The sequence below is a fragment of the Gallibacter sp. Marseille-QA0791 genome (assembly GCF_965119705.1).
Lineage (GTDB): Bacteria > Bacillota > Clostridia > Peptostreptococcales > Anaerovoracaceae > Lentihominibacter > Lentihominibacter excrementipullorum.
In genome coordinates this window covers 1,698,956-1,720,254 of record NZ_CBCPMH010000001.1, presented here as the reverse complement: position 1 = coordinate 1,720,254, position 21,299 = coordinate 1,698,956, and the positions used below count along the sequence as shown (strand labels likewise).

Annotated in this window: 20 protein-coding genes; 9 read left to right on the top strand and 11 right to left on the bottom strand. The window is 50.1% G+C overall.

The window, feature by feature from the left end; all coding sequences use genetic code 11:
* Positions 1-25: 25 nt before the first annotated feature.
* Entirely contained in the window at positions 26-427 is a 402-nt protein-coding gene (locus ACQY69_RS07980; RefSeq protein WP_428260002.1) for an RrF2 family transcriptional regulator, read from the top strand.
* Between the two features lie 123 nt (positions 428-550).
* Here ACQY69_RS07980 and spoIIR read toward each other — a convergent pair whose 3' ends face one another.
* From spoIIR to ACQY69_RS07945, 7 genes are all read right to left on the bottom strand, one after another.
* Positions 551-1,174 (bottom strand): stage II sporulation protein R, encoded by a 624-nt coding sequence (gene spoIIR, locus ACQY69_RS07975; RefSeq protein ID WP_428261036.1) that lies wholly within the window; start codon positions 1,172-1,174, stop codon positions 551-553.
* A 124-nt stretch (positions 1,175-1,298) separates the two neighbouring features.
* Positions 1,299-3,206 (bottom strand): DUF3794 and LysM peptidoglycan-binding domain-containing protein, encoded by a 1,908-nt coding sequence (locus tag ACQY69_RS07970; RefSeq protein WP_428260001.1) that lies wholly within the window; start codon positions 3,204-3,206, stop codon positions 1,299-1,301.
* Between the two features lie 199 nt (positions 3,207-3,405).
* Complete coding sequence (locus ACQY69_RS07965) at positions 3,406-4,080, bottom strand: GntR family transcriptional regulator (RefSeq protein WP_428260000.1); 675 nt, start codon at positions 4,078-4,080, stop codon at positions 3,406-3,408.
* Between the two features lie 32 nt (positions 4,081-4,112).
* A complete protein-coding gene (gene ispE / locus ACQY69_RS07960) occupies positions 4,113-5,051 on the bottom strand; it encodes a 4-(cytidine 5'-diphospho)-2-C-methyl-D-erythritol kinase (RefSeq protein ID WP_428259999.1) in 939 nt (312 codons plus the stop codon).
* 65 nt (positions 5,052-5,116) lie between these two features.
* Positions 5,117-6,064: an Ig-like domain-containing protein gene (locus ACQY69_RS07955; RefSeq protein WP_428259998.1), complete on the bottom strand. Its 948-nt coding sequence runs from the start codon at positions 6,062-6,064 to the stop codon at positions 5,117-5,119.
* Entirely contained in the window at positions 6,061-6,516 is a 456-nt protein-coding gene (tadA, locus tag ACQY69_RS07950) for a tRNA adenosine(34) deaminase TadA (RefSeq protein ID WP_428259997.1), read from the bottom strand. The genes ACQY69_RS07955 and tadA overlap by 4 nt, the downstream gene beginning before the upstream one ends.
* 192 nt (positions 6,517-6,708) lie before the next feature.
* The gene (locus ACQY69_RS07945) at positions 6,709-7,611 is read right to left on the bottom strand and encodes a hypothetical protein (protein ID WP_428259996.1); all 903 of its coding nucleotides are present in this window, start codon (positions 7,609-7,611) and stop codon (positions 6,709-6,711) included.
* Positions 7,612-7,670: 59 nt separating this feature from the next.
* Between ACQY69_RS07945 and ACQY69_RS07940 the strand changes: the two genes are divergently transcribed.
* Together ACQY69_RS07940 and ACQY69_RS07935 are read left to right on the top strand one after the other, a co-directional pair.
* Positions 7,671-8,309, top strand: coding sequence for a CvpA family protein (locus ACQY69_RS07940; protein ID WP_428259995.1), 639 nt, complete (start codon positions 7,671-7,673; stop codon positions 8,307-8,309).
* On the top strand, positions 8,309-8,713 hold the full coding sequence (locus ACQY69_RS07935) for a hypothetical protein (RefSeq protein WP_428259994.1): 405 nt from the start codon (positions 8,309-8,311) through the stop codon (positions 8,711-8,713). Before ACQY69_RS07940 ends, ACQY69_RS07935 begins: the two co-directional genes overlap by 1 nt.
* Positions 8,714-8,808: 95 nt before the next feature.
* Here the strand turns inward: ACQY69_RS07935 and ACQY69_RS07930 are convergent, their stop codons facing one another.
* On the bottom strand, positions 8,809-9,720 hold the full coding sequence (locus ACQY69_RS07930; protein WP_428259993.1) for an Rpn family recombination-promoting nuclease/putative transposase: 912 nt from the start codon (positions 9,718-9,720) through the stop codon (positions 8,809-8,811).
* A 230-nt stretch (positions 9,721-9,950) separates the two neighbouring features.
* Here ACQY69_RS07930 and ACQY69_RS07925 point away from each other — a divergent pair, with 230 nt between their 5' ends.
* Both ACQY69_RS07925 and ACQY69_RS07920 read left to right on the top strand, forming a co-directional pair.
* Entirely contained in the window at positions 9,951-10,451 is a 501-nt protein-coding gene (locus ACQY69_RS07925) for an RNA polymerase sigma factor (RefSeq protein WP_428259992.1), read from the top strand.
* Positions 10,444-11,157, top strand: coding sequence for a zf-HC2 domain-containing protein (locus ACQY69_RS07920; RefSeq protein ID WP_428259991.1), 714 nt, complete (start codon positions 10,444-10,446; stop codon positions 11,155-11,157). The genes ACQY69_RS07925 and ACQY69_RS07920 overlap by 8 nt, the downstream gene beginning before the upstream one ends.
* Positions 11,158-11,209: 52 nt before the next feature.
* Here the strand turns inward: ACQY69_RS07920 and ACQY69_RS07915 are convergent, their stop codons facing one another.
* Complete coding sequence (locus ACQY69_RS07915) at positions 11,210-11,938, bottom strand: YczE/YyaS/YitT family protein (RefSeq protein WP_428259990.1); 729 nt, start codon at positions 11,936-11,938, stop codon at positions 11,210-11,212.
* A 27-nt stretch (positions 11,939-11,965) separates the two neighbouring features.
* Entirely contained in the window at positions 11,966-12,403 is a 438-nt protein-coding gene (locus ACQY69_RS07910) for a MarR family winged helix-turn-helix transcriptional regulator (RefSeq protein WP_428259989.1), read from the bottom strand.
* A gap of 189 nt (positions 12,404-12,592) precedes the next feature.
* Between ACQY69_RS07910 and ACQY69_RS07905 the strand changes: the two genes are divergently transcribed.
* From ACQY69_RS07905 to ACQY69_RS07895, 3 genes are all read left to right on the top strand, one after another.
* Entirely contained in the window at positions 12,593-14,758 is a 2,166-nt protein-coding gene (locus ACQY69_RS07905; RefSeq protein WP_428259988.1) for a M28 family peptidase, read from the top strand.
* 330 nt (positions 14,759-15,088) lie between these two features.
* A complete protein-coding gene (locus tag ACQY69_RS07900) occupies positions 15,089-16,714 on the top strand; it encodes an amidohydrolase (RefSeq protein ID WP_428259987.1) in 1,626 nt (541 codons plus the stop codon).
* Between the two features lie 6 nt (positions 16,715-16,720).
* On the top strand, positions 16,721-18,115 hold the full coding sequence (locus ACQY69_RS07895) for a Sapep family Mn(2+)-dependent dipeptidase (RefSeq protein WP_428259986.1): 1,395 nt from the start codon (positions 16,721-16,723) through the stop codon (positions 18,113-18,115).
* A gap of 14 nt (positions 18,116-18,129) precedes the next feature.
* Here the strand turns inward: ACQY69_RS07895 and ACQY69_RS07890 are convergent, their stop codons facing one another.
* A complete protein-coding gene (locus ACQY69_RS07890) occupies positions 18,130-19,446 on the bottom strand; it encodes a MerR family transcriptional regulator (RefSeq protein WP_428259985.1) in 1,317 nt (438 codons plus the stop codon).
* Between the two features lie 200 nt (positions 19,447-19,646).
* On the opposite strand from ACQY69_RS07890, the gene ACQY69_RS07885 reads away from it, so the two are divergent.
* The gene (locus ACQY69_RS07885) at positions 19,647-21,272 is read left to right on the top strand and encodes an amidohydrolase (protein WP_428259984.1); all 1,626 of its coding nucleotides are present in this window, start codon (positions 19,647-19,649) and stop codon (positions 21,270-21,272) included.
* Positions 21,273-21,299 lie beyond the last annotated feature (27 nt).

The following is a 21,299-nucleotide window of genomic DNA, read 5'->3' as shown; positions in this document are numbered from 1 at the left end:
GACCGATTGAAATCCATTGGAGGTGATGCATATTTTAATTATAAAAGAGGTTGAATATGCCATAAGGATTTTGGACGAATTGTACAACAATGGACCCATGTCGGCAAAGGATCTTTCCGAGAGGAGGGACATACCGTCGCCGTTTATCTACAGAGTTCTTAAAAAGCTGGAGGAGAAGGAAATACTGTCGGTGAAGAGAGGGCCTAAGGGCGGATACACTCTCAAAGGAGATTGCAATGAATTGACGCTTTATGATGTGATCAGCGCTTTCGAGAATACGTTTCTGGTCATAGAATGTATGAAGAGCGGATACGATTGCTCAAGGAACGAAGGCGCCGATTGCTGCCTCCACAGAGAATTTGGGCATATTCAGGGAATGCTGAAAAACGAGTTCAGGAGCAAGAGTCTGGCGTCGCTGTTTCAGTGATGTCGGTTCTTTGCCGTGGAAGATGGAAATGGATAATGAAGAGGAGCTGACTCATCGGAGAAATCCCGATGAGTCAGCTCCTCTTCACGTCATTATGATACAGGAGGTTTATCGTTGTACTTCCTATTTTCCCTGTTGGGAGTCTTGCCCTTCGTTCAGTATTTCCGCCAGCTTCCATCTGAGCCTGAGCTTCCGGGCTTCCGAAGATCCTTCATCATCATTGTTTCCTTCAGATGCTTCATCCCCGGAGACCACCTCATCGTCCGTGGCTGTTCCTTCTTCCAGCAGACACAGTGGCGGGAAGAGTACGCACCACCAGTTTTCCCCTTCGCCCCGGCCTATAGTGATGTTGAGGGCTTCGTAATTCCCTGCGGGGAATGTAATACCTCCATAGGCTTTTTCCGGGATATATCGCACCCCCAGATCGGCCCTGGCTGAATAATCATATCCTTCAGAGGCAATGACTCCTTCCGCTATTTTTTCCAGTCTGTTGAGATTTTCACTCAGATATTCCCTGGCCTCCCCGGCGCTGTTGAGATCGTCTTGTTTTTCCATATATTCTATGACAGCATCCCGAACCTTGAGTTTGAGTGCCTGGTCTTCCACCGTGTCGCTGTTGGCCAGAACGTGGAGCCGCACGATCCCTTCATACTGGTTCTGACTGTCCCCGATATATGTATAGAACAGGATGAACCCCATCAATATCACCAGTGCCAGACAGAGAACGCACTTTTTTTCATCGGACATCTTTTTCAATTATCTTTTCCCCCTTTTGTGTGAACTTTATCCGGTATGATAAGTGTTTACACTGATGAGGAAAATTATACATGATATTGGAAAATTTCCGGGAAGGTATCGCTATTTCAGCAGATTATCGCATGATCAGCAGCTTTGTTCCCTCAGAAAGGTGATCGCTGTCGATGCCATTGAGCCGACTCAGTGTTTCCACATCTGTCTTGTACCGTTTGGCCACATCCCACAGAGTATCCTCACGGCCTGCTACATATAACGCCATCGATATGTGTTTTCTTGTGGAGCTTGGCTCGATGAATCGCAGGTTGTCGACAGTAGTGAAGTTTTCCTGGCCTATGGCCCGTACTTCTATGGAAACGCTTACATTTATTTCCAGCTGTCTCGGGTTTATGGAGTCGAACCAGAATTCCTTGAGGGCCGCTGAAACATCCGCAGTGCTTTCTTCGGACGTTCCGGCCATTTCCAGCGCTCCTCTGAGCGGGACCTGGCTGTCGATGACAAGCGGCTGTCCTTCAGCGTCAAGCGCCAGTATTTTTACCGCGATCATTCCGTCTATAGTCACTTTGCCGCGTTCTGCTGTCCCCTGGATCTCTGTTAATCTGCCTGAACCGCAGAGCAGAGTTTCCGGGCGGCTGTCTTCTTCTTCGATGTTAACTATCTCTCTGGACGATATCTCACCGCAAACTGTGCCTTCCAGGCAGGACACAGGCTGACAGGAGATGTCAAAATCGATATCCTGTTTCCTGTGATAGACGTCTGATACGATGGGGATCTCCATATTTTCATACCCGCATATTACTGAAGTGATCTTGCCCTGGAGCTGGAAACGGTTTTGGCTTTCGATGATCGTTTTCAGTCCGTCGTCGGTAAATGAAATGTAGAGCAGATCCGCGTCCACGTCTTTGTCGATTATGATGAACTGAGTGAAATCTGTTTTGTTTTTCAGACATCCCAGCTCGGTATCGCCGTCCTCGTCCTGCCCCAGATAAAGGATCTCGGAGATGATGGTGCCGTTTATTACCAGCTTTCCGGAAGTGATCTGTCTGTGGTTCTCAACTATGTCGAATCGCTCTTTCAGTATTTTCACGGGAGCAGGCTGATCTTCGCGGATATCGATCTCCTGGGAGATCTCCGTCGTCTCATCAGCTTCGAATATGAGGTTGGCAGCTTTGACAGAATCGGTCCTGCGTATCAGGTCGTTGTCGTTCGCTCCATTGAAAAGCGTCAGTTCCTTTTGAGAGACCCCGGTGTAGTGGATAGAAATGGTTCCTTTGACGGTGAATTTACGCTCGTTGAGCATTTCTGCCGACACGGATTTTACGGACACAGTGGCCCGGAAGGTGTCGCTTTCCGAGGTATCCCAGCATTTATCGGTATTGAAAGCGACGGCGGATCTGATGACATCGACAGGGGATGTGGCATCGCTCCCGGGCTTATATACGGTATATATGATCAGTTCGCCGGAAATGCTGTCAGTTTTTCTGTAGCTGGCTTTAGCGGGCTGCGAAAGGAGGACGGAGCCTTCGGCGAACAGGACCTTCTCCATGTCAGGCATGGTGTCAGGTACCAGCAGCGTTTCTTCAAAAGGAAGGAGATATTCTCCGGTATCGGCGATATTCCTTAGGGAAAGTTTCGAATACCCGGATGAAGGAGCAAAGACGGAGATGTTGCTTGCTTCCCGGTTTTTTGCTTGAGATGGGGAAGCCTCCGGCGATTCTCTTTTCACGGGTGCTTTCTTCGCGGCGCTGTTTTCCACGATGTTTTCTTCGGGCCGCGGATCGTCCTTTTGCGCCGCTGGTTCATTATCGGATGATTCTTCTCCTTGCTGCGGGGAGACCTCCGGCAGCGTGATTTCCCCGGCGCCTTCTTCTGCTGACTGCCGCGGCGGTACTGCCTCGTCGGATGCTTCGGCAGCCAGTTCGTCGAGAGGTACGTCCACATATTGTAAGTCTTCTGCTTGCTGTGGATTTTCCTGTTTCGGATCTTTGTCGCCTGTCGGCAGATTATCATAAGGCGATATGTTCATGTATTGCTACCTCCTTCTCATTATGAAAAGTGTTCCTCATAAAGAATATTCGGAAGGGAGCATAATATTACAGGGATACGAAGAAATGGTATAAAGATCGGAGCTGTTGGTGAAGACGCATATTAAAAAGCTACACATCGGCAGTTGCTTCCTGCTGATGTGCAGCATGGCTGAAAGACTTCAGAATGATTTTCCGGTCTTATTTGGCGTGTTTAGGTTTGAGGTCTTCCTGCATGACCAGCTCTTTGAGGCGGTCGATGTGTATATCGGCCGCATTCCGTGCGGAATCGGCATCGCCTCTTTCGATTGCTTCCAATATCATCCTGTGCTCCTCAGGCATGTTCTCCGCTCGGCGGAAATCATCGTAATAGATATATCTGAATCTGAGGACCAGCTCCTGAAGCTGCTCTATCATCTGAACGAGGATCTTGTTGTTGCACGATTCTACGATAATGCGGTGGAAGCGTGTATCGTACTTTATCATGTCCTCCATATTACCGTTGGTGACGGCTGTATTGTATTTGGATGAGACCTCCTTCAGCTCTTCAAGCTGCTCCGGCTGCATCCTGGACGCCGCGAAATAGGCTGCCAGGCCTTCCATGTTCTGACGCACTTCCAGTATCTCGACCATGTCTTTCGTGGAGATCTGCGAAGCGTAGGCGCCTTTGCGTGGCTCGATCACTACCAGACCTTCTTTTTCCAGCTTCCGGATAGCTTCTCTTACCGGGGTGCGGCTCACACCGATCTGGTTGGCCAAATCGACTTCCATCATTCGTGTGCCGGGAACGATAGCTCCCGTGAGTATCTGCATCTTCAGCTCTTCATATACCATTTCTCTCAATGGCTTGTGATTTTGGATATTAAAATTCAACATAATCTTTCACCTGAAATAAAAATTGATTTTTATCACCACGTTGTACGGGTCCAGAAACTTTCTCTGTTCAGCTTGAGCATGTCGTCGCATATCTGTCTGGATCGACGGATGTTTTCGCAAAGGCCGAAAACGGCGGGACCGCTCCCACTCATAAGAACGTTATCAGCGCCGCACAGGGATTCCAGCTTCATCTTGGTCTGTTTAACTATAGGATACTGCGTCAATGTAAAATTTTCAAGAACATTGATCATGTTTTTTCTTACCAGTTTCATCGAGCCGGAGGAAAGGGCGTTTACCAGCTCGTTGTTGTCAGGATGCCGATCTATGATCATGGAATCGATGCCCTTGTAAACTGTAGCCGTTGAAACACTCAGCGGCGGTTTTGAAAGGACAAGATGGCTTCTCAGACCTTTTTTCAGCGGCTTCAGCGTGGTACCTGTTCCGGTCGCCAGCGCACAGTGGCAGGCAAGAGGATCTCCCAGGAAACGGGGCTTCAGGGTATTGTCAGCCGCCGCTTGTCCCATCACGCAGAAGGGGACGTCGGACCCCAGCTGCTCTCCCGTTTCGATCAGCTCCTTCATTGAAAGCTCCAGCCCCCAGAGGATATTGAGCCCGTGGAGCACTGCCGCTGCATTGCCGCTGCCTCCCGCCAGTCCGGCCGCTACGGGTATGCGTTTCCTGATATCTATCGTCACCTTGCCGGAGCGATTATCACCGTATTTATCTGCCATCAGCAGAGCTGCCTTATATGCAAGGTTCCTTTCGTCCGTAGGGAGGAAATAACGGTTGGTGGAGACATTGATCTGTATACTTTGATCCTGCGGCTCGTCCTTCCATTTGATAAGGATATCGTCGCACAGAAGTATCTGCTGCATTACCATATCGACCAGATGGAATCCGTTGTCCAATACTCCCAAGACGTCCAGCGAAAGGTTTATTTTAGCAAAGGAATTTAACTGTATTTTTTTCAATATTATCGACTCCCTTAAAAACAGGTGAGCCCCCGGCTCACCTGTTATGATTCAGTCGTTCGACTTTATTTCTTCTTGTTCCTGTTTTTTGCGTTCTTTTGTTTTCCGGTCTGGTTCTTAGGATTTGTGGAGCCTGTCTTGTTTTGCGGTTTCTGAGGGCTCTGAGTCGTTACGACCTTGACTTTGTACTGGCTTCCGGCTGCCGAGATAGGTCTCGGAGAGGATACTTTTTTGGTAGAGGCTTTCTTCTGTTTAGCGTTTCGCTTTGCCTCCATCGCTTCCAGCTCGGCCTCCAATTCGGCTTCCTTTGCCTTCTGTTTGGCCATGGCCTCTGCCTGTTTGGCTTTTTTCTTCTTATCCTTTTCGACGATCTCCTCTACGGATTTGCCGGTCCGTTTAGCTTCCTTGTACGGATTGACCGTATCCTTCTTCTGCTTCTGATCGTTTTCCTTTTCCATGGCTTTCTTGGCGCTTCTCATGCTGAAGAAGATCATGCCGACTATCATCACTATCATCATGATGGTGTATACCATTGTCGATCTGGACTGATCCAGAGTCCTGAATTCTATGGTCTCCTCGTGGCCCAGCGTGGTGCCGTCTGTAGCTTGCAGATCTTCGCCTATGGTAAGCGTGTATTCGGTGTTTCCCTGTATTTGGATATCCGTGTCTACGATGTCGGATACGACCATCATCAGGCCGTCTTTACGCTCCTTATGACTGTAGTAGACTCTGATAGGGATCTCTTTCCCTTTCGCGTTGGTCAGTTTGAATTGTTTGGCGTTGGCCTGGCGGATACTCTTGCTTTCAGGAAGCATCTCCTTGCTGAAATATATCTTTACACTGAGGTTTTCGACTGATACGCCGGTAGCTCCGTCTTCGGGAGTCGATGATTCTATCGTAAATCTGGCGCTGTCGGTATTGCCGCTGTTTGAGCTGTCGGCTGCAAAGCTGGCAGGGACCAGCAGGGTCATCGTTATAATAATCAGACAGAATAAAGCGCCTATTCTTTTCATTGATGTTTTTCCTCCGCTTTTCTTTTTCTCAATTGTTTAAAGAAGTCCTTCATCAGAGAGGAACATTCCTCTTTCATCAGACCGGTCTCTATCTCTGTGAAATGGTTGAGTCTGCGTTCCTGAGGAATGTTGAAGACCGAGCCGCACGCTCCGGACTTGGGATCCATCGTACCTATGTAAAGCTTGCGTATCCTTGCCCATACGATGGCTCCGGCACACATGCTGCATGGCTCGACAGTCACGAACATGTCGCATTGCGGAAGCCTCCAGCCGCCAAGATGCCGGGCGGCCTGCCTTATGGCTAGGATTTCCGCGTGAGCGGTAGGATCCTTCTTCGTCTCGGTTTCATTGTGGCCTCTGCCAATGATCTGGCCGTTATGGACGATGACGGCGCCGACAGGGATCTCCCCTGCGGCAGCGGCCTTTTTTGCCTCCTCAAGAGCTTCAAACATATACTTTCTCATATACTTTTCAATGGTATCATACTTTGATGTTTCTATCAAGTGGATTTTACCGTGCGCACAAGGGGAGAAAGATGCCGGTGCAGTGCCTTCAGACATTGGAAACACAGGGAATGTGGTTTTGGACAGAACTTTTTCGGAGGAGGGGATGAATGAAAAGTTTTACAGTTTACTGAGAGCGTCTTACTTAGAGCGTCCGGAAGAGTTGTCCGGGATATGAGGGAGCTCCTCGATGTGGCCGTTGAACCTGTTGATAGCGGCTATCCAGTAACCATATATCTCTTTTCTGCGTTCGTCCACCGGAAGAGAACCATCCTGGGCTTTTTCTTCCATTCCCATGATGGGCTGCCAGAATGCGAAGCCTGATTTTCCGCCGTCAGGCTGCTCGTCGGGAAAAAATCTGCCGGGAACTCCCAGGAAGTAGTGGGTGTCCTGCCATCCGAAGAGAAAATGGCCGTATTTCGCGATGGGAGCTTTGGACCCGGGAGAGATGATGGGAAAGAGTTTGCTGTCGGTCACCTTTTTCCATGTGGCTCCGGTCAGGTCGTGGTCGAAGGGCAGAATATCTGTGAATCTGTCCTGTTCCTTCGCCAGCCCTATGCAGTTTTCCAGGACGAACCTGTTATAAAATGGACTGTAGTCCTTCGGCGTTGACGGGCGCGCGCTCTTTTCTCCGGGAGCGGACAGCTCGCCGCTGAGGACTGGATGCAGGGCCTCACGATGGTTCACCATCGACATGGCGGCTATGATTGCCGTGGAAAAATCCCGCAGGCTGAGCCCCTGGCCATCCAGATCTCTCGGATTTATGCGGAAGCTCCCCTCCCCCTTGCCGTAAGCCGACAGAGAAATATTGCCGACCATGTGGTAGTGTCGCTTTTCCTTCTTCACGCCTGTGAGGATGAGCTTATATGAATATTCGCCTCTCGGGAAGAATTTTACGTTTTCTACCGTTACGACCATCAGACCTTTGTCTCCGTCAGTCTCCAGCTTGATGTAACCGCGTATTTCCTTATCACGCTCAAAGGCGAACCTTTTGTTTTCCTCCTTCAGCATGATGGGGTTTTTGCTGATATTTGTAAAATCCATGGTGCCCTCCTTGTTTAATACCGTTTTTTCTAGTAATATATGAAAAGAGGGGAGACGCTATGATTTTAGACATCATAATATTGTTGATTTTAATATTGCCCATGGCGTTGGGACTGCACAGAGGGTTCATATATACTTTCGTTCACGCGTTGGGATGGATAGGAGCGCTGGTGGCGGCCTTCTTTCTGACTGATCCTCTCGCGGGAGTCCTGAGGGACAGCTTCCTGGGGAATGCCGTATCGGATACCATCGCCGGTGAGATCTACGGGTACGCGGACTCAGCGATGTCGGTGACCGATGGATTACCGGATATAATAAGCGGAGGATTGACAGTGACTACCATGGAGACAGCCGATATACTGGTTGCCATGATAACCGGTATGATACTTTCTGTCCTCAGTTTTCTTATCGTGATCATCGTGATACGGCTGATATTGAGGGTGGTCGTTCAGCCTGTTGCCAGGAGGGAAAGGGGAAATCTCCTGTCAAAAGGGGACAAGTACCTGGGTCTGGTGGCGGGAGCGCTGAAAGGCGTGATTTTTGTCTTTTTGTTCTTGACGCTGCTGGTTCCTGTCATCAATCTTTCTCAGGGCGGACTTTCGTCATTTCTTGCGAACAGCCTGGATTCCTCGTTCATAGCGGGGACGCTCTATGATAACAATCTTCTGCTGCTCATAACAGGAGGGATATTTTCCTGATGTTCAACGGAGTCGTGGCCGCCCTTGAAGCGGGGGAACTCTCCAGTGAAGACGGCACATCTGGGGCCCTCGACCTGGCATGGCAAATAAATGGCGCGACCGAATATGGTTATTATAATTTCAGCCCTGAGACGAACGACATGTCTTTTGCGACACTCCACGAAGAGACTAACCCTGACAATCTGTTCTGGGGAACAGGCAAGGGCTCGGTATTTGCTGATACAAGTGAAGCCACAATGTCCTTGCTGGAAAAAGCGGCAGCCGTGGAAGCCGGTGAAGATGTGTCTTTCGATGAAGAGATAACGATATATGAAAATGCTGCCGCAGCACAGCAGCAACAGCTGAAGGCGGCCATGGACCGCGAAATCGCAGCTATGAACGAGTTTGCTGAGCTGTACAGATAAAAAGCAGATGGAAAAACACTAGATGCATACTGAAAAGCCGCCCCATCGTAGCTTTTGCCGATAGGGCGGCTTTCAGGTATTTATCGCAGCGCCTGCTACAGTTTCTCCAGTTGGGAGAGCTCCAGTCCTGTTATCTCTGCGATTTCTTCAAGGCTCATTCCGCGTGCTTTCATCCTGACGGCGATTTCCTTGCGCTCTTCTTTCCGGCCGGTTTTAAGTCCTCTCTCTTCTCCGATTCGAAGACCTTTCTTTTCGCCAGCCTCCATGCCTTCCTTGCGGCCTTTCTCTTCTCCGATTCGAAGCCCCTCCTGCTTACCCTCATCATACCCTTCCTGCCTGTCCAGCAGTTTTTCTTCCCATGCGTTCATGAATTTCACCCCGATCTCTTCACTGGCCTTGATATCGGAAATCTTTTCGTGGAGTCTCGATATCCTCTTGCTTCCCGCTTTGCTTGCTGTCTCATCGGTAGAGTCTTCAAAGTACTTCAGAAGTTCGATGAGCTCATGACTCACTCCATCGGGCTCCGTTCCCCTCGTGTTGAGGAATATCCTGGTGGCCCCGTCCGCAAGCTCGATGTCTGGCATCTCCTGACATTTCATGCTGAAGGTGTATCTGTAGAGCCCTTTTCCGAACACATCGAAAGGTGTTATCATGATGATATATACATCGTTGAGGGCGTTGTAACCGGATGTTCCGGGAAACAGCAGCTTGCTGTCTATCATGCTGCTGTACAGCCTGCTCCTCTTAGGCAAATCTTTAGTGTTCTGTTTCTGGACTTCTGTATCATAGACGACATCGTCCACGTCCTTGGCCCAGACATCCAGCTTCACCTGTTTGCTCCACAGAAAGCTTCGTTGCTCCTTTTCAGCCTGGGGCAGATGCTTTAATATGACCTCCCTGCCCAGGATGATCTCCAATATCAATTCCATCGTTTCAGGATCCTCGATAGCCTCCGCAAACAGGAATCTGTCCAGCAGGTCGAGGTCCTTCAGCTCTTTCTTTTCCAATTCCAATTTCCCCTTTCATTATATACTTATACCTTCACTGCCGCAATATGGAATATATTGCCATTAGCATAACGCAACCGCACTAAAAAGTCAATAATTTACATGGAAAAATATAGAAATACAAGCAGGCGATATCGATGATATAATGAAGCGGCAGGGCAGAGAAGGGTGAAAATTTTTCGATTTTCTGTAACGTTTTCAGACTGGCTGCGTTATTGAGGTGAAGGGTGGTGAGAAGTTTGGAGCTTACCGAGATCTATGACAGATATTTCAGGGACGTATTCGTCTTCCTGTGCGGACTGACAGCTGATGAACACACTGCGGAAGAGATAGCGCAGGAGACATTCGTCAAAGCTGTGGAAGCCATAGATTCCTTTGACGGGACGAAGGACATCAGAGCGTGGCTCTTTGTGATAGCCAGGAATTCCTATTATTCCTATTGCCGGAAGCACAAGCGGGAATATCCGCTGCCCGAAGAGGAATCCGGCATAAGCGATGGCGTATCCTTTACAGATGCGGTGGAAGATGAAGAGCAGGCTTTTTTGATACATGCGTTTATTCACGAGATGAGCGAACCGTATAAAGAGGTCTTCATGCTGAGGGCGATGGGCGAGCTGCCTTTCAGGAAAATCGGTGAAATCTTCGGGAAAAGCGACACTTGGGCCCGGGTGACCTTTTATCGGGCAAAGGCTCGTATCCTTGAATATATGGAGGGGGAAAATCATGAGTAAGATATCGTACGGTAAAACACCTTATATCAAAATACCATGCCAGGTGATAAGAGATCTGCTTCCGCTCTATGTGGACGATGCTGTCAGTGATGAGTCACGGAAGATGATAGATGAACATCTCCTTTCCTGTGAGGGTTGTCGAAAGGAGCTGGAAAGGCTGCGAAGCGGGATACTCATACCCATCAGCAGAGGGGAGGAAAAGGAAAATGCCGGCCTCTTTCGCAGATTCAGGAGAAAATTCCGGAAAAGGAAAATCAGGATCGCAGTCATATCGGTCCTGGCGACCGTCCTGGCGCTGGCAGGGCTGTATTGCCTGGCGGTGCTCCACACATGGGTCATTCCCTATGATGCTTCGCTGGTAAATGTAGAATACGAGGACGGAAGCCTGTACGCGGAATTTACCGGGAAGAACTACTACAGCTCGTACGGGTATGGGGATAATGCAGGCGTTGTGATCGATGGGGAAAAGAAGAACATATACATCCTGTGTTATGAAGAGAACCTGTGGTCCAGATATGTGGATCCCTTGATCGGAAGGGAAATCACTGAGCAGGACAGACGATATGAAATATGGGATCAGGACATGGATTTCGATGTGGACATAGTCTATTATGGAAGCGAAGCAGATATGAGAAGGACGGAGCCATATACGGAAGAAGAGCTTCAGGGGATGCCGGTCCTGTGGGAAAGGGCGCAGGAGGATTGAGGAAAAGGGCAAAAGAACGCCGGACGAGGCGCGAACGCTGCGAGGCTGCGTCCTACCTTTCCAGGAGGGCGCAGCTGACTTTTTCCATGACACCGTTGGTCTTCCTGGTGATGAGTCCCACGAAAATGGCCGCCGCAACAGTTCCTTCGCGGACGCCGTCCAGTCCGCCCAGGAAGGCGAAGGACAGCAGTATGGAAATGCACACCAGTGAACAATCCAGCGCGACTTTTATATTGCCGAATTTCACCGGGGCGACCTGGCATATGGCCAGCACGATGCCTTCGCCGGAAGTTGTTATCAGGCCGGCGCTTATTTCCACGCTGACGCCGAAGGCGATAAAAATGATGCCGGCGGCGCAGATGATACACTGCTCCAGGTAGGTGTCGCAAGGCAGTTTTGCCGTCAGCAGCCCGGCCGCGTCGATTATCAGTCCGAACAGGACGGCTGCCGGGAATTGCAGCAGCTGAAACCAGTCGTATCGCCTGCGCAGGATGGCTATCTGTATCAGGATGAAGACGAAATTCATGACGATGGTCGTTATCCCCACGGATAGGCCGGACATTTCGGCCGTGACGTAGGGCAGACTGGAAATAGGTGATGTACCCAGAGGGGCTCTTATGGATAGGGCGATGCCGAAAGCCATGATGGAAAGACCTGCGCACAACAAAAAGACCCGCATCGGCAGGTGGTCTGTGCTGTGTCCGGCGTGTTCTCCGGCAGCATGCTCCGCAGATACAGGCTGCCGCATATTCTCGGTTTTGCATTCTTCTGTTTTTTCCATTTCTACACCATTCCATTCTCTTTTGTACTATTCGTTACTATCGGAGGCTTCCGGTCCGCTCAGGGTATCGCATATCCGTGAAAGAAGCTCCCGCAGCGTGTCGCGTTCATCTTCCGAAAGGCGGCAGGTGGCTTCGTCTTCGACCGAGCGGAAGATCTCCGTCAGCTTTTCGGCAGCGTTTACGCCTTTTTCTGTAAGGGAAACGTAGAGTGAACGTCGATTCCCTTCCTTCTGACGACGGACTACCAGCCCCGATGTTTCCATTCGGGATAAAATGCTGCCAACAGTGGCCGGCTCTATTTCACAGTAGGCAGCGATGGTTTTCTGATCAGCTTCGTGAAACCGAAGTAAAAAGTCCAGTACCTTGGGCTGACCTGAAGTGAGTCCGATGGATGCCGTCTTCGATGTTACACGCCTGTGGACCATGGCGTGAGATTTCATGAGAAGATAATGGAGACTTTCCATGAGCACACTCCCTCCTTAAATAATAAGAAATCTTACTATAACAATACTTATTATATAACGAGAAAGACAAAAGTCAAGACGGATAGGATATGAGATAGCTGATAACTATTGATTTTCTTTCCGATATAATGTAAAGTTAGACTAGTCAGAAAATTTAAATGCTTCAAAAATTGAGGGGAGAGTGAAAGAATGAGAAGAAGCTTGAAGGTATTTGCTTGTGCTGCGGCGTCGCTGACATTGACCGTTTCAATGATGTCATGCGGCAGCTCGGAGAACACGGTGGATTCCCAGTTGTTCATGGCGGAAGATGTGCAGAGCTACATCGACAGCATCGATATGGAGTACGCTTATGATCTGGCTGAAACGCTGGCTTACGATGAGGAGTACTGGGATAATGAACTGGGATGGAGAACCGCCGGCTCCGATGCAGAGCACAGGGCGGCGGATTTTCTGGTGGAAGAGATGAAGTCCATCGGGCTCACTGACGTGGAGAAGGTAGGCACCACGGTGGATAAATTCCAGTTCAATGATTCCAGCCTTACCATCGAGGGGACAGACATCGATCTGATGCCGGCGTCGTACCAGTGCAGCGGTACTGACGCGGATGGGATCACGGCGGAGATAGTTGATGTGGGGACAGGATTTGAAGCTGATTACGAAGGCAAGGACGTGAGCGGCAAGATCGTGCTGGCGGGAGTCGACCAGTGGAATGAGGCATGGATCGACAATTACATAAGGCAGGCTTACGGCAGAGGGGCTGCTGCCATCGTGACATATTCCACAGGCGGATACGGAGAACTCAACGACGATACGGTCAATGTCCAGGATATCTGTTGCGGCGATTTGATCCCTACGGTGGCAATAAGCGCCAATCAGGCCAAGGAAATACAGGATGCCATAGAGGCCGGGAACGACACAGCTACTCTGATGGTAGACGCTGTCCTGGAAGAGGGCACTGGCGTTACATACAATGTGGTAGGGAAGATCAAGGGCAGGTCCTCCGATCAGCAGATACTCATAGCAGGACATTACGATAAATACTGGTACGGATTCCAGGATGATTCGGCGGCCATCGCCTTGGATTTTGCTGTGGCGAAGGCGATGATAGATTCGGGATATGTTCCTGAGAACGATATCGTTGTCGTCGCTCATGGCGCTGAGGAATGGGGCGCGACGGATACCCAGTTCGATTATACTACCGGTGCGTGGGGCATGATGCACGAGGCAGAGCTGGGCTGGGACGGTAAGACTTTGGCTATGTTGAACTGTGAGCTCCCGGCGTTTGCAGTGGAAGGGGATCAGCTGAATATCAGCTGCGTTCCGGAATTTGCCAGCCTGGTCAGCAAGATGGTCACAGAAACAGGACTTGTCACGACGGCAGGAGATGTGGTAGTATCAGAAGAAGCGGGTTCTGTAAATGTGATGGAGGATGGCGTCTCATACAGGTGGCATGGCGTGCCGTATATCCTCAATGGCTTCGAGGATGATACGTTTATGCAGCAGAGATACCATACGTCATCGGACGACAAGGACACGTGGGACGAGGATACCATGAGGACTAATATCAATTGGTTCGGTGCCTTCGCCATCTATATCGACAGCATGCCGGCTCTTGAGCTGGATATCACAGCAGCCTGCGATGATCTTGAAAACAACTTCGACGAAGAAGTGGCGCAGGAAGCCGGAGTCGATACGGAAGCTTATCTGGCGTCCATCGACAGCCTGAGGACTGTGGCGAAGGAGCATAATGACAGGATCGCAGATGTCAATGCCAGATACGAGGAGGCTGTCAGCGGAGAAGCGTCAGAGGAAGAGCTGTCGGAGCTGAGAGCGGAAGGCGCGGAGCTGAATCAGGCGACGTTGGAGGCTTTCAAAACTGTGCAGACTCAATGCACCAAGACGGATGACGTAGACGTGTATACGGGCCATCCTAATCTGGATGCTAACATAAACGGGCTCAAAGGGATGATAGAAGCTCTTCAGCAGGAGGAACTCTACGCTGAAGATGAAGAATCAGGAGCTCTCGATATAGCATGGACCCTCAATGGCGAGAAGGATTATTCTTATTACCTGTTCGATCAGCAGGTGGTGGAAGATATCCTGGTACAGTATGACGCGTCTCAGGTGGATGACAGTAAAGCATATTGGGCTCTGGACAAAATGATTCCAGTATGTTATGTTGGAGATGCAACATATCAGCTGGTAAGGCAGGCGGAAGATGAGGACGCGGAGATAGATTACGATGCGGCTATCGCCATATACCAGAGTGAGCTGGACAGGATACTCCCGTACGTGAAGACTTATTGTGACGAGGAGGTCGCGGCTATGGCAGCCATCGAAGATATATTAAAATAAGCAATTTTCAGTTTCTCTATAATAAACTTCTGGAACCGGGCAGGAAGCGGCATGAGTCGTTTCCTGCCCGGTTCGTCATTTTCCCGGCCTGTTGGCTCTGCCGCAGTTCACGCAGGATCCGGACGCCCGCCGGAAAGCTGTCGCGAAAAGAGAATGCCGGAAATGTGAAGAGGGGCTTTTCGTTTTTACAAAAATAATGCAAAATACACCTTGACCTGTTCCTTACGACAGGTTATATAATTATTAAAAAATCGTAATCTTTAAAAAAATTCATAGTAAAAATTTACGGGAAAGATCCAAAGGTGAATCCGTGCGGAAAAGGAGGCCATTATGAAGGCAGACAAAGTGTATTTGAACGGAAAGGTTTATACGGTAAACGGTAAGGAAGAATGGGCCCAGGCGGTAGCCATCAAGGGCAACGAGATCGTATATGTGGGCAGCGACGAAGGCGCCAAGGCATTCTGCGGAGACGAGACGGAAATAAACGATATGAACGGGGGGATGATGCTGCCGGGATTCATAGACGGTCACTGTCATCCTGTGATGGCGGCTCAGTACCTGTGCGGCGTATATCTTCAGATCGAATGGACCGTGGAAGAATGCCTGGCGGAGATAGAACGGTTCGTAGAGGACAATCCTGACGAACCGACTTACTTCGGTATAGGATACGCGGAGTGGATCTTCGACGAGAAGGGCCCTAAGAAGGAGTTGCTGGACGCTATCTGTTCCGATAAGCCTGTTATGATCCTGGGAAGCAGCGCCCACGAAGCGTGGGTCAACAGCAAGGCGCTGGAGCTGGCGGGGATAACGAAAGATACGCCGGATCCGATACCGGGATTCCACTATTTCCACAGAGATGAGGCGGGCGAACCGACAGGTCATCTGCTGGAGATGGCGACGCAGACGATGATAATGGATAAGATCGACTTTTTCCGTCAGGAAAAGGTGGAAGAAGCCCTGAGGGACGGATCCGACGGGTACGCGGCCATGGGCGTGACCTCCACCTGCGATATGGGCGCGCCTGAGTTCGCTCTCGATACATACTTTGAGGAAGTCCCGAAGATGATAGAAGAAGGCTCCTACAAGCAGAGATTCTTCGGCTGCGGCAGGATGATATCGGAAAAGGGCGATGTGGACGTCATCATCCCGAGACTGATAGAGTACAGGAAGAAGTACGATTCCGACAAGTTCAGGATACATTTCCTCAAGATAATAAACGACGGGACTCTCGAGACGAGATCGGCTGCACTGAGCCAGCCTTACAATGAGGACGGTTCGATGGTATATCCGCTCTTCAACAGGGAGGAGATTGCCCAGGTGGGACTCAGGGCGGCAAAGGAAGGCCTGGACATCAATGTCCACGGAATAGGCGACGAGGCTATCAGCGGCACTCTGGCCATGGCAAAGGCTGTAAGGGAGGCCGGATATCATGACTGCCGTATCGTCAATTCCCATTGCGATTATGTGAAGGATGAGGAGCTGGCTCTCTTCGGACGGTACGATGTCGTCGCCAATACCACCTGCGTATGGCACTACGGTAATCCGGACATGGAAAAGGTCATCGGAGACAGGCAGAACCATACTTTCCGACTGAAGACAATGATAGCCGGCGGCTGCCGTATGGGGCAGGGATCTGATTTCCCTGTGGATGAGTTTGGCCGCGAACCGCTGAAGGGGATAGAGATGGGCTGCACCAGACAACTCTTCGATCATCCGGAACTGCCGGTGCTGGAGCCTTATGAGGAAAAGCTGGCAGTCAAAGACGGTATCGAGAGCTATACTATAAACAACGCCTATCAGATGCATATGGATCACAAGCTTGGCTCCATCGAAGTGGGCAAATATGCCGATCTGGTGGTGCTTGAGAAGAATCTGTTCGATATACCTCTGACAGAGATACATAAAGTCAAAGTGCGCGAGACCATAATGGATGGGAAGACTGTATATAAAGCGTGATCGCGTATGGAAAGCGAGAAAGGGAACGGTGAAATGAACGAAAAGATAGCTGCGATACTGGATGGCTATAGAGATGAAATGGTCGAAAAGCTGCAGGAAATAATCAGGATAGAATCAGTGGCGGTGATGGAAGGCGAGGTAGGCAAGTGCGACGCTCCCTTCGGGGAAGGCCCAAAAAAGGCTCTGGAGTACATGATGGAGCTGGGTAAGGAAAAGGGCTTCGATGTCACCAATTACGATAACGTAGCATGCCAGTTGGATTTCGGGGAGAGAAAAGACGATGCTGTGGGGACCGTCGGCCATGTAGATGTGGTTCCTGCAGGAGGAGAGTGGAAATATCCTCCTTACGGCGGAGAGCTCCACGATGGCGTGATATATGGCCGTGGTGCCATAGACGATAAGGGACCGACTATCGCGACATTTTACGCTGCTTTGGCTATCAGGGAAAGCGGGCTGCCTCTTTCCAGGAATATCGTCCAGATAGTCGGCTCATACGAAGAAGGCGGATATTTTCCTTGTCTCCATCGCTACCTGGAGAAGGCCGAAAGGATACCGTCCTGCGGCATAGTGCCGGATTCCTTCTTCCCTATATGCTTTTCCGAAAAACATTTCGTCAATACACGATTCACGATGATGACTGCCGGGATGGACGCCGGGACTCAGGACGAAAAAACTGGCCTGATCCTGAAATCCATCAGAGGCGGGGATGCCATCAACATCGTGCCGTCATGGGCCGAGGCCATATTTACCGATAGCCAGGGGAACGAAGTCAAGCGAGTGAAGACCACAGGAGTGCCTGCTCACGCTTCCACGCCGGAACAGGGAAAGAACGCCATCGCCATGCTCCTGGAAGAGCTGGCGCAGATGGATTACGAGCCTCGTGACATATGTGAGGGGATAAAGCTTTTGCCGCCGCTTGTGTGCAGAGATGTGACGGGAGAAGGCCTGGGGATCAGAGAAAAGGATGAGACCGGCGAGAGTACCAACAACATGGGTCTTATATCTTATGAGAACGGGAAGCTCGATATAGATTTCAACGCCAGACTGCCTTTTTCGCTGGAAACGGAAGATATGGTCGGAAGGGTGAAGAAGGCGTTGGCCGGAACAGGCTTTAGCGTTGAGATGACTCTCAATATAGAGGGATTCCGGGTCGATCCGCAGCAGGAACCGGCGAAGACCCTGATCGAGGTCTACAGGGAGGCTACGGGAGATAACGAATCGAAGCCTTTTGCCAACGGCAGCGGTTCATATGCACGGGTACTGAAGGACTTCGTGCCATATGGTATGGCATTGCAGAACGAGCCGCTGCTGTTCCACGTGGAGAATGAAAGCATCTCGGTGGACAGGCTGATGTCTGTGGCTAAGATATACGCCGAGGCGCTGTACAGACTGGCCAGATAGCCGGAAACGGCGGGTCAGCGGCGTTTGGCCAGATAAACGATATTGGTGCGCACGTCGCCGGGGTGGTGATATTCAAAGAATCGCCCCGGCTCGTAACCTTCGTCTACCTTTTCGAACTTTTCTATGCTGAATCCGCCGCGGGCCAGGGCTCCGTTGATGAACCCCAGTGTGAAGACGTCAGACGCGGCGTGAGAATAAAGGCGATGTACCGTTTCCAGTGAAAGGCTGTCCCGCCTGTAGTATTCTGCCATACCGAGGATGACGGCGTCTCTGGCGAGGGACTGGCCGATCATGTCGAAGTAATGTCTGTCCATGAAGAAGCCCAGATTGCTGGATCCCATGTAATCCACGACTATATCGATGGAGTTTTTCCTGAGGGGCAGTCTGCCGTCCTGATTTATCACATAGGCGACCTTGAAATCGGGGCGGGCGTTGGCTATGTGCTGACGCATAGCATGTATCGTCCGCTCTGCCAACGCAGTCACGATGAAGATGTTATCGTAGGCATCGTCGTTTTCCAGGTAGCTGTACAGGTATTGACAGGCGATGTCGGGGAAAAGCATCGTTTTTCCCTTCGTATCCAGAGCCTCCAGCTCTTTTTGTATCCATTTTCCGCCTTTGTAGAAGTTGGTGAGGTAGGCATTGCTGTGTTCGCTCATGCCCATCAGCACGATGCCATCCTCATTGCTGATGAGGTTTTCCTCGCCAAAATAGCGGTCCAGGAACTGAAGGTTGTTGTCCAGATCATCTGCTTCAGAAGTGAGTATGACGCCGTTCTCGATGGAAGCTCTGTAACCACAGGAGCAGTTTAATCCTCCGGTGATGATGGAATTATCGAAGATATCGGCGCCGGAGACATTGAGCTTTCGGCCGCAGTCAGGACAGGTCAGCAGATCGATGACGTCCAGTGGGACTCCGGGAAGCATACCGCTGCTGGCCTCTTTCTCCTTATCCATGAGACGGCGGGAAGCGGAGTCCCTTTCATTTTCCACATCTTTGATACACTTGTTCAGCAGCATGATGAAGGTGCCGATACGATCCCGCTCTTCGAGTAAGCTTTGTTTCTTCAGAGAAAGAAAATCAAGAAGTTTTTCGTAGAGAATGTAATCATCTTTATTATAGAAGCGGTACAGACTCAGATACTTGTTGAGTTCATCAAGTTTGAAGCCGGCGGACTTCATGGAGGAGATGATGTCCATGTCGCGGCAGTCGGTGTCGGTGAATCTGTACTGGAATCCGTTCTTTTCCGGTATCAGCAGTCCCAGATTTATGTAGTGTCTCACAGTAGAGACTGAAACGTTGAATTTTCTTGAGAATTCTCCTATTTTCATTGTCTATGGACCTTTCCTGGGTAGATGATATGATCATTTTATCATAAAACATAAAGTAATGGTTTACCTTTTGCTCGAAATACCTCAAAAAACATCTTGACTTAGCCCCTACGGAAGGTTATATAATTTTTAAAAAGTAAGAAATTTTAAAAAAATGTATCTTGACGACATCAGAAGACATCATGAAGGAGGAATAGGAGATGAGCGCAGATAAGCTTTATGTGAATGGCAGCATATTTACTGTGAACAAGGATCGTGAATGGGCTGAAGCCGTAGCTGTTGAGGGAAATAAGATCGTGTATGTGGGAGACAGAGCAGGAGCGGATGCTTTTTGCGACGAGGATACCGAGATATATGATCTGGACGGAAAGATGATGCTACCGGGCTTCATTGACGGCCACTGTCATCCTGTGATGGCAGCTCATGTGCTGTCGCAGATAGTCTTCGACATAGACTGGACTCTGGATGAATGTCTTGATAATATAAGAAAATATGTGGCTGAGCATCCTGACGCCGACGCTTATTTCGGCCTCGGATACGCTGAGTGGCTCTTCGATGAGAAAGGGCCGAGAAAAGAGCTGCTGGATGATATCTGTCCGGATAAGCCGATGTTCTTCCTTGGAAGCGGAGCTCACGAGGCATGGGGCAACAGCAAGTGCTTCGAAATGGCAGGCATAACCAAGGATACTCCGGATCCTTTGCCGGGGCTCCATTACTTTTCGAGAAACGAAAAGGGCGAGCCTGCCGGACACATCGTCGAGGGACGCGCCCAGGCCATGATAATGAGCAAGATAAACTTCTTCGACAGCGACAGCGTCATCAATATAATGGCGGAAAATTCCGCGGACTATGCAGCCATGGGAGTGACGGGCACGGTAGACGTGGGGATGTATTCATATCTGGAAAAGCAGTATTACGAAGCGCTGGATGCGATACGTGACAGCGGTAAATATTTACAGAGGTTCGTTGGTTGTACATGTCATCTGGACGATGTGGATCTGGTGGACTCCAGGATCGAAGCCATCGTTAAAGCGAGGGAAAAGTACAACGATGATAAATTCAGGATAAATCTGTTCAAGATAATCAACGATGGTACGATGGAAAGCCGTTCGGCGGCTCTCAGTGAGCCGTATCCTGAAGACGGCTCGGTAGTCAAACCGCTTATGGATGAAAAGACCGCCGCCGAGGCAGGGCTCAAAGCCGCGAAGGAAGGACTCGACGTGAATATGCACGCTATCGGAGATGTGGCGGCCAGATCGGTCGTAGCCATGGCGAAGGCTATCCGTGAGGCGGGCTATGACGACTGCAGGGTGACTTGCTCTCATTCCCAGTACGTGGCTCCTGACGATATCCCACTTTTCGGAAAGTACGATATCATCGCCAACAGCACAGGAGTATGGATGTATGGCAATCCGCTGATGGATAAGGTGCTGGGGCATATAAACAACGAGACTTTCAGGATGAGAAGCCTGATAGACGGAGGAGCCAGGATGGCACTGGGAAGCGATTTCCCTGTAGACGAATACGGCAGGGAGCCTCTCAAGAGCATAGAAATGTGTGCTACCAGGAAGATGTACGGGCAGCCTGACGCGCCTGTGCTGGAGCCTGCGGATGAGAAGACGACAGTGCAGGAGGCCATAGAAGGGTTCACCATCAACAATGCGTATCAGATGCACATGGACGACGTCATCGGGTCGATAGAAGTCGGAAAATACGCAGATTTCGTAATATTAGAAGAAAACATCCTTGACATTCCTCTCGAGGATATCCATAATGTAAAAGTCATAGAGACTGTGATGGATGGTGTGACGACTTACAAGGCGTAAGGTGTGGCAGCTCTTTACGGACAATAC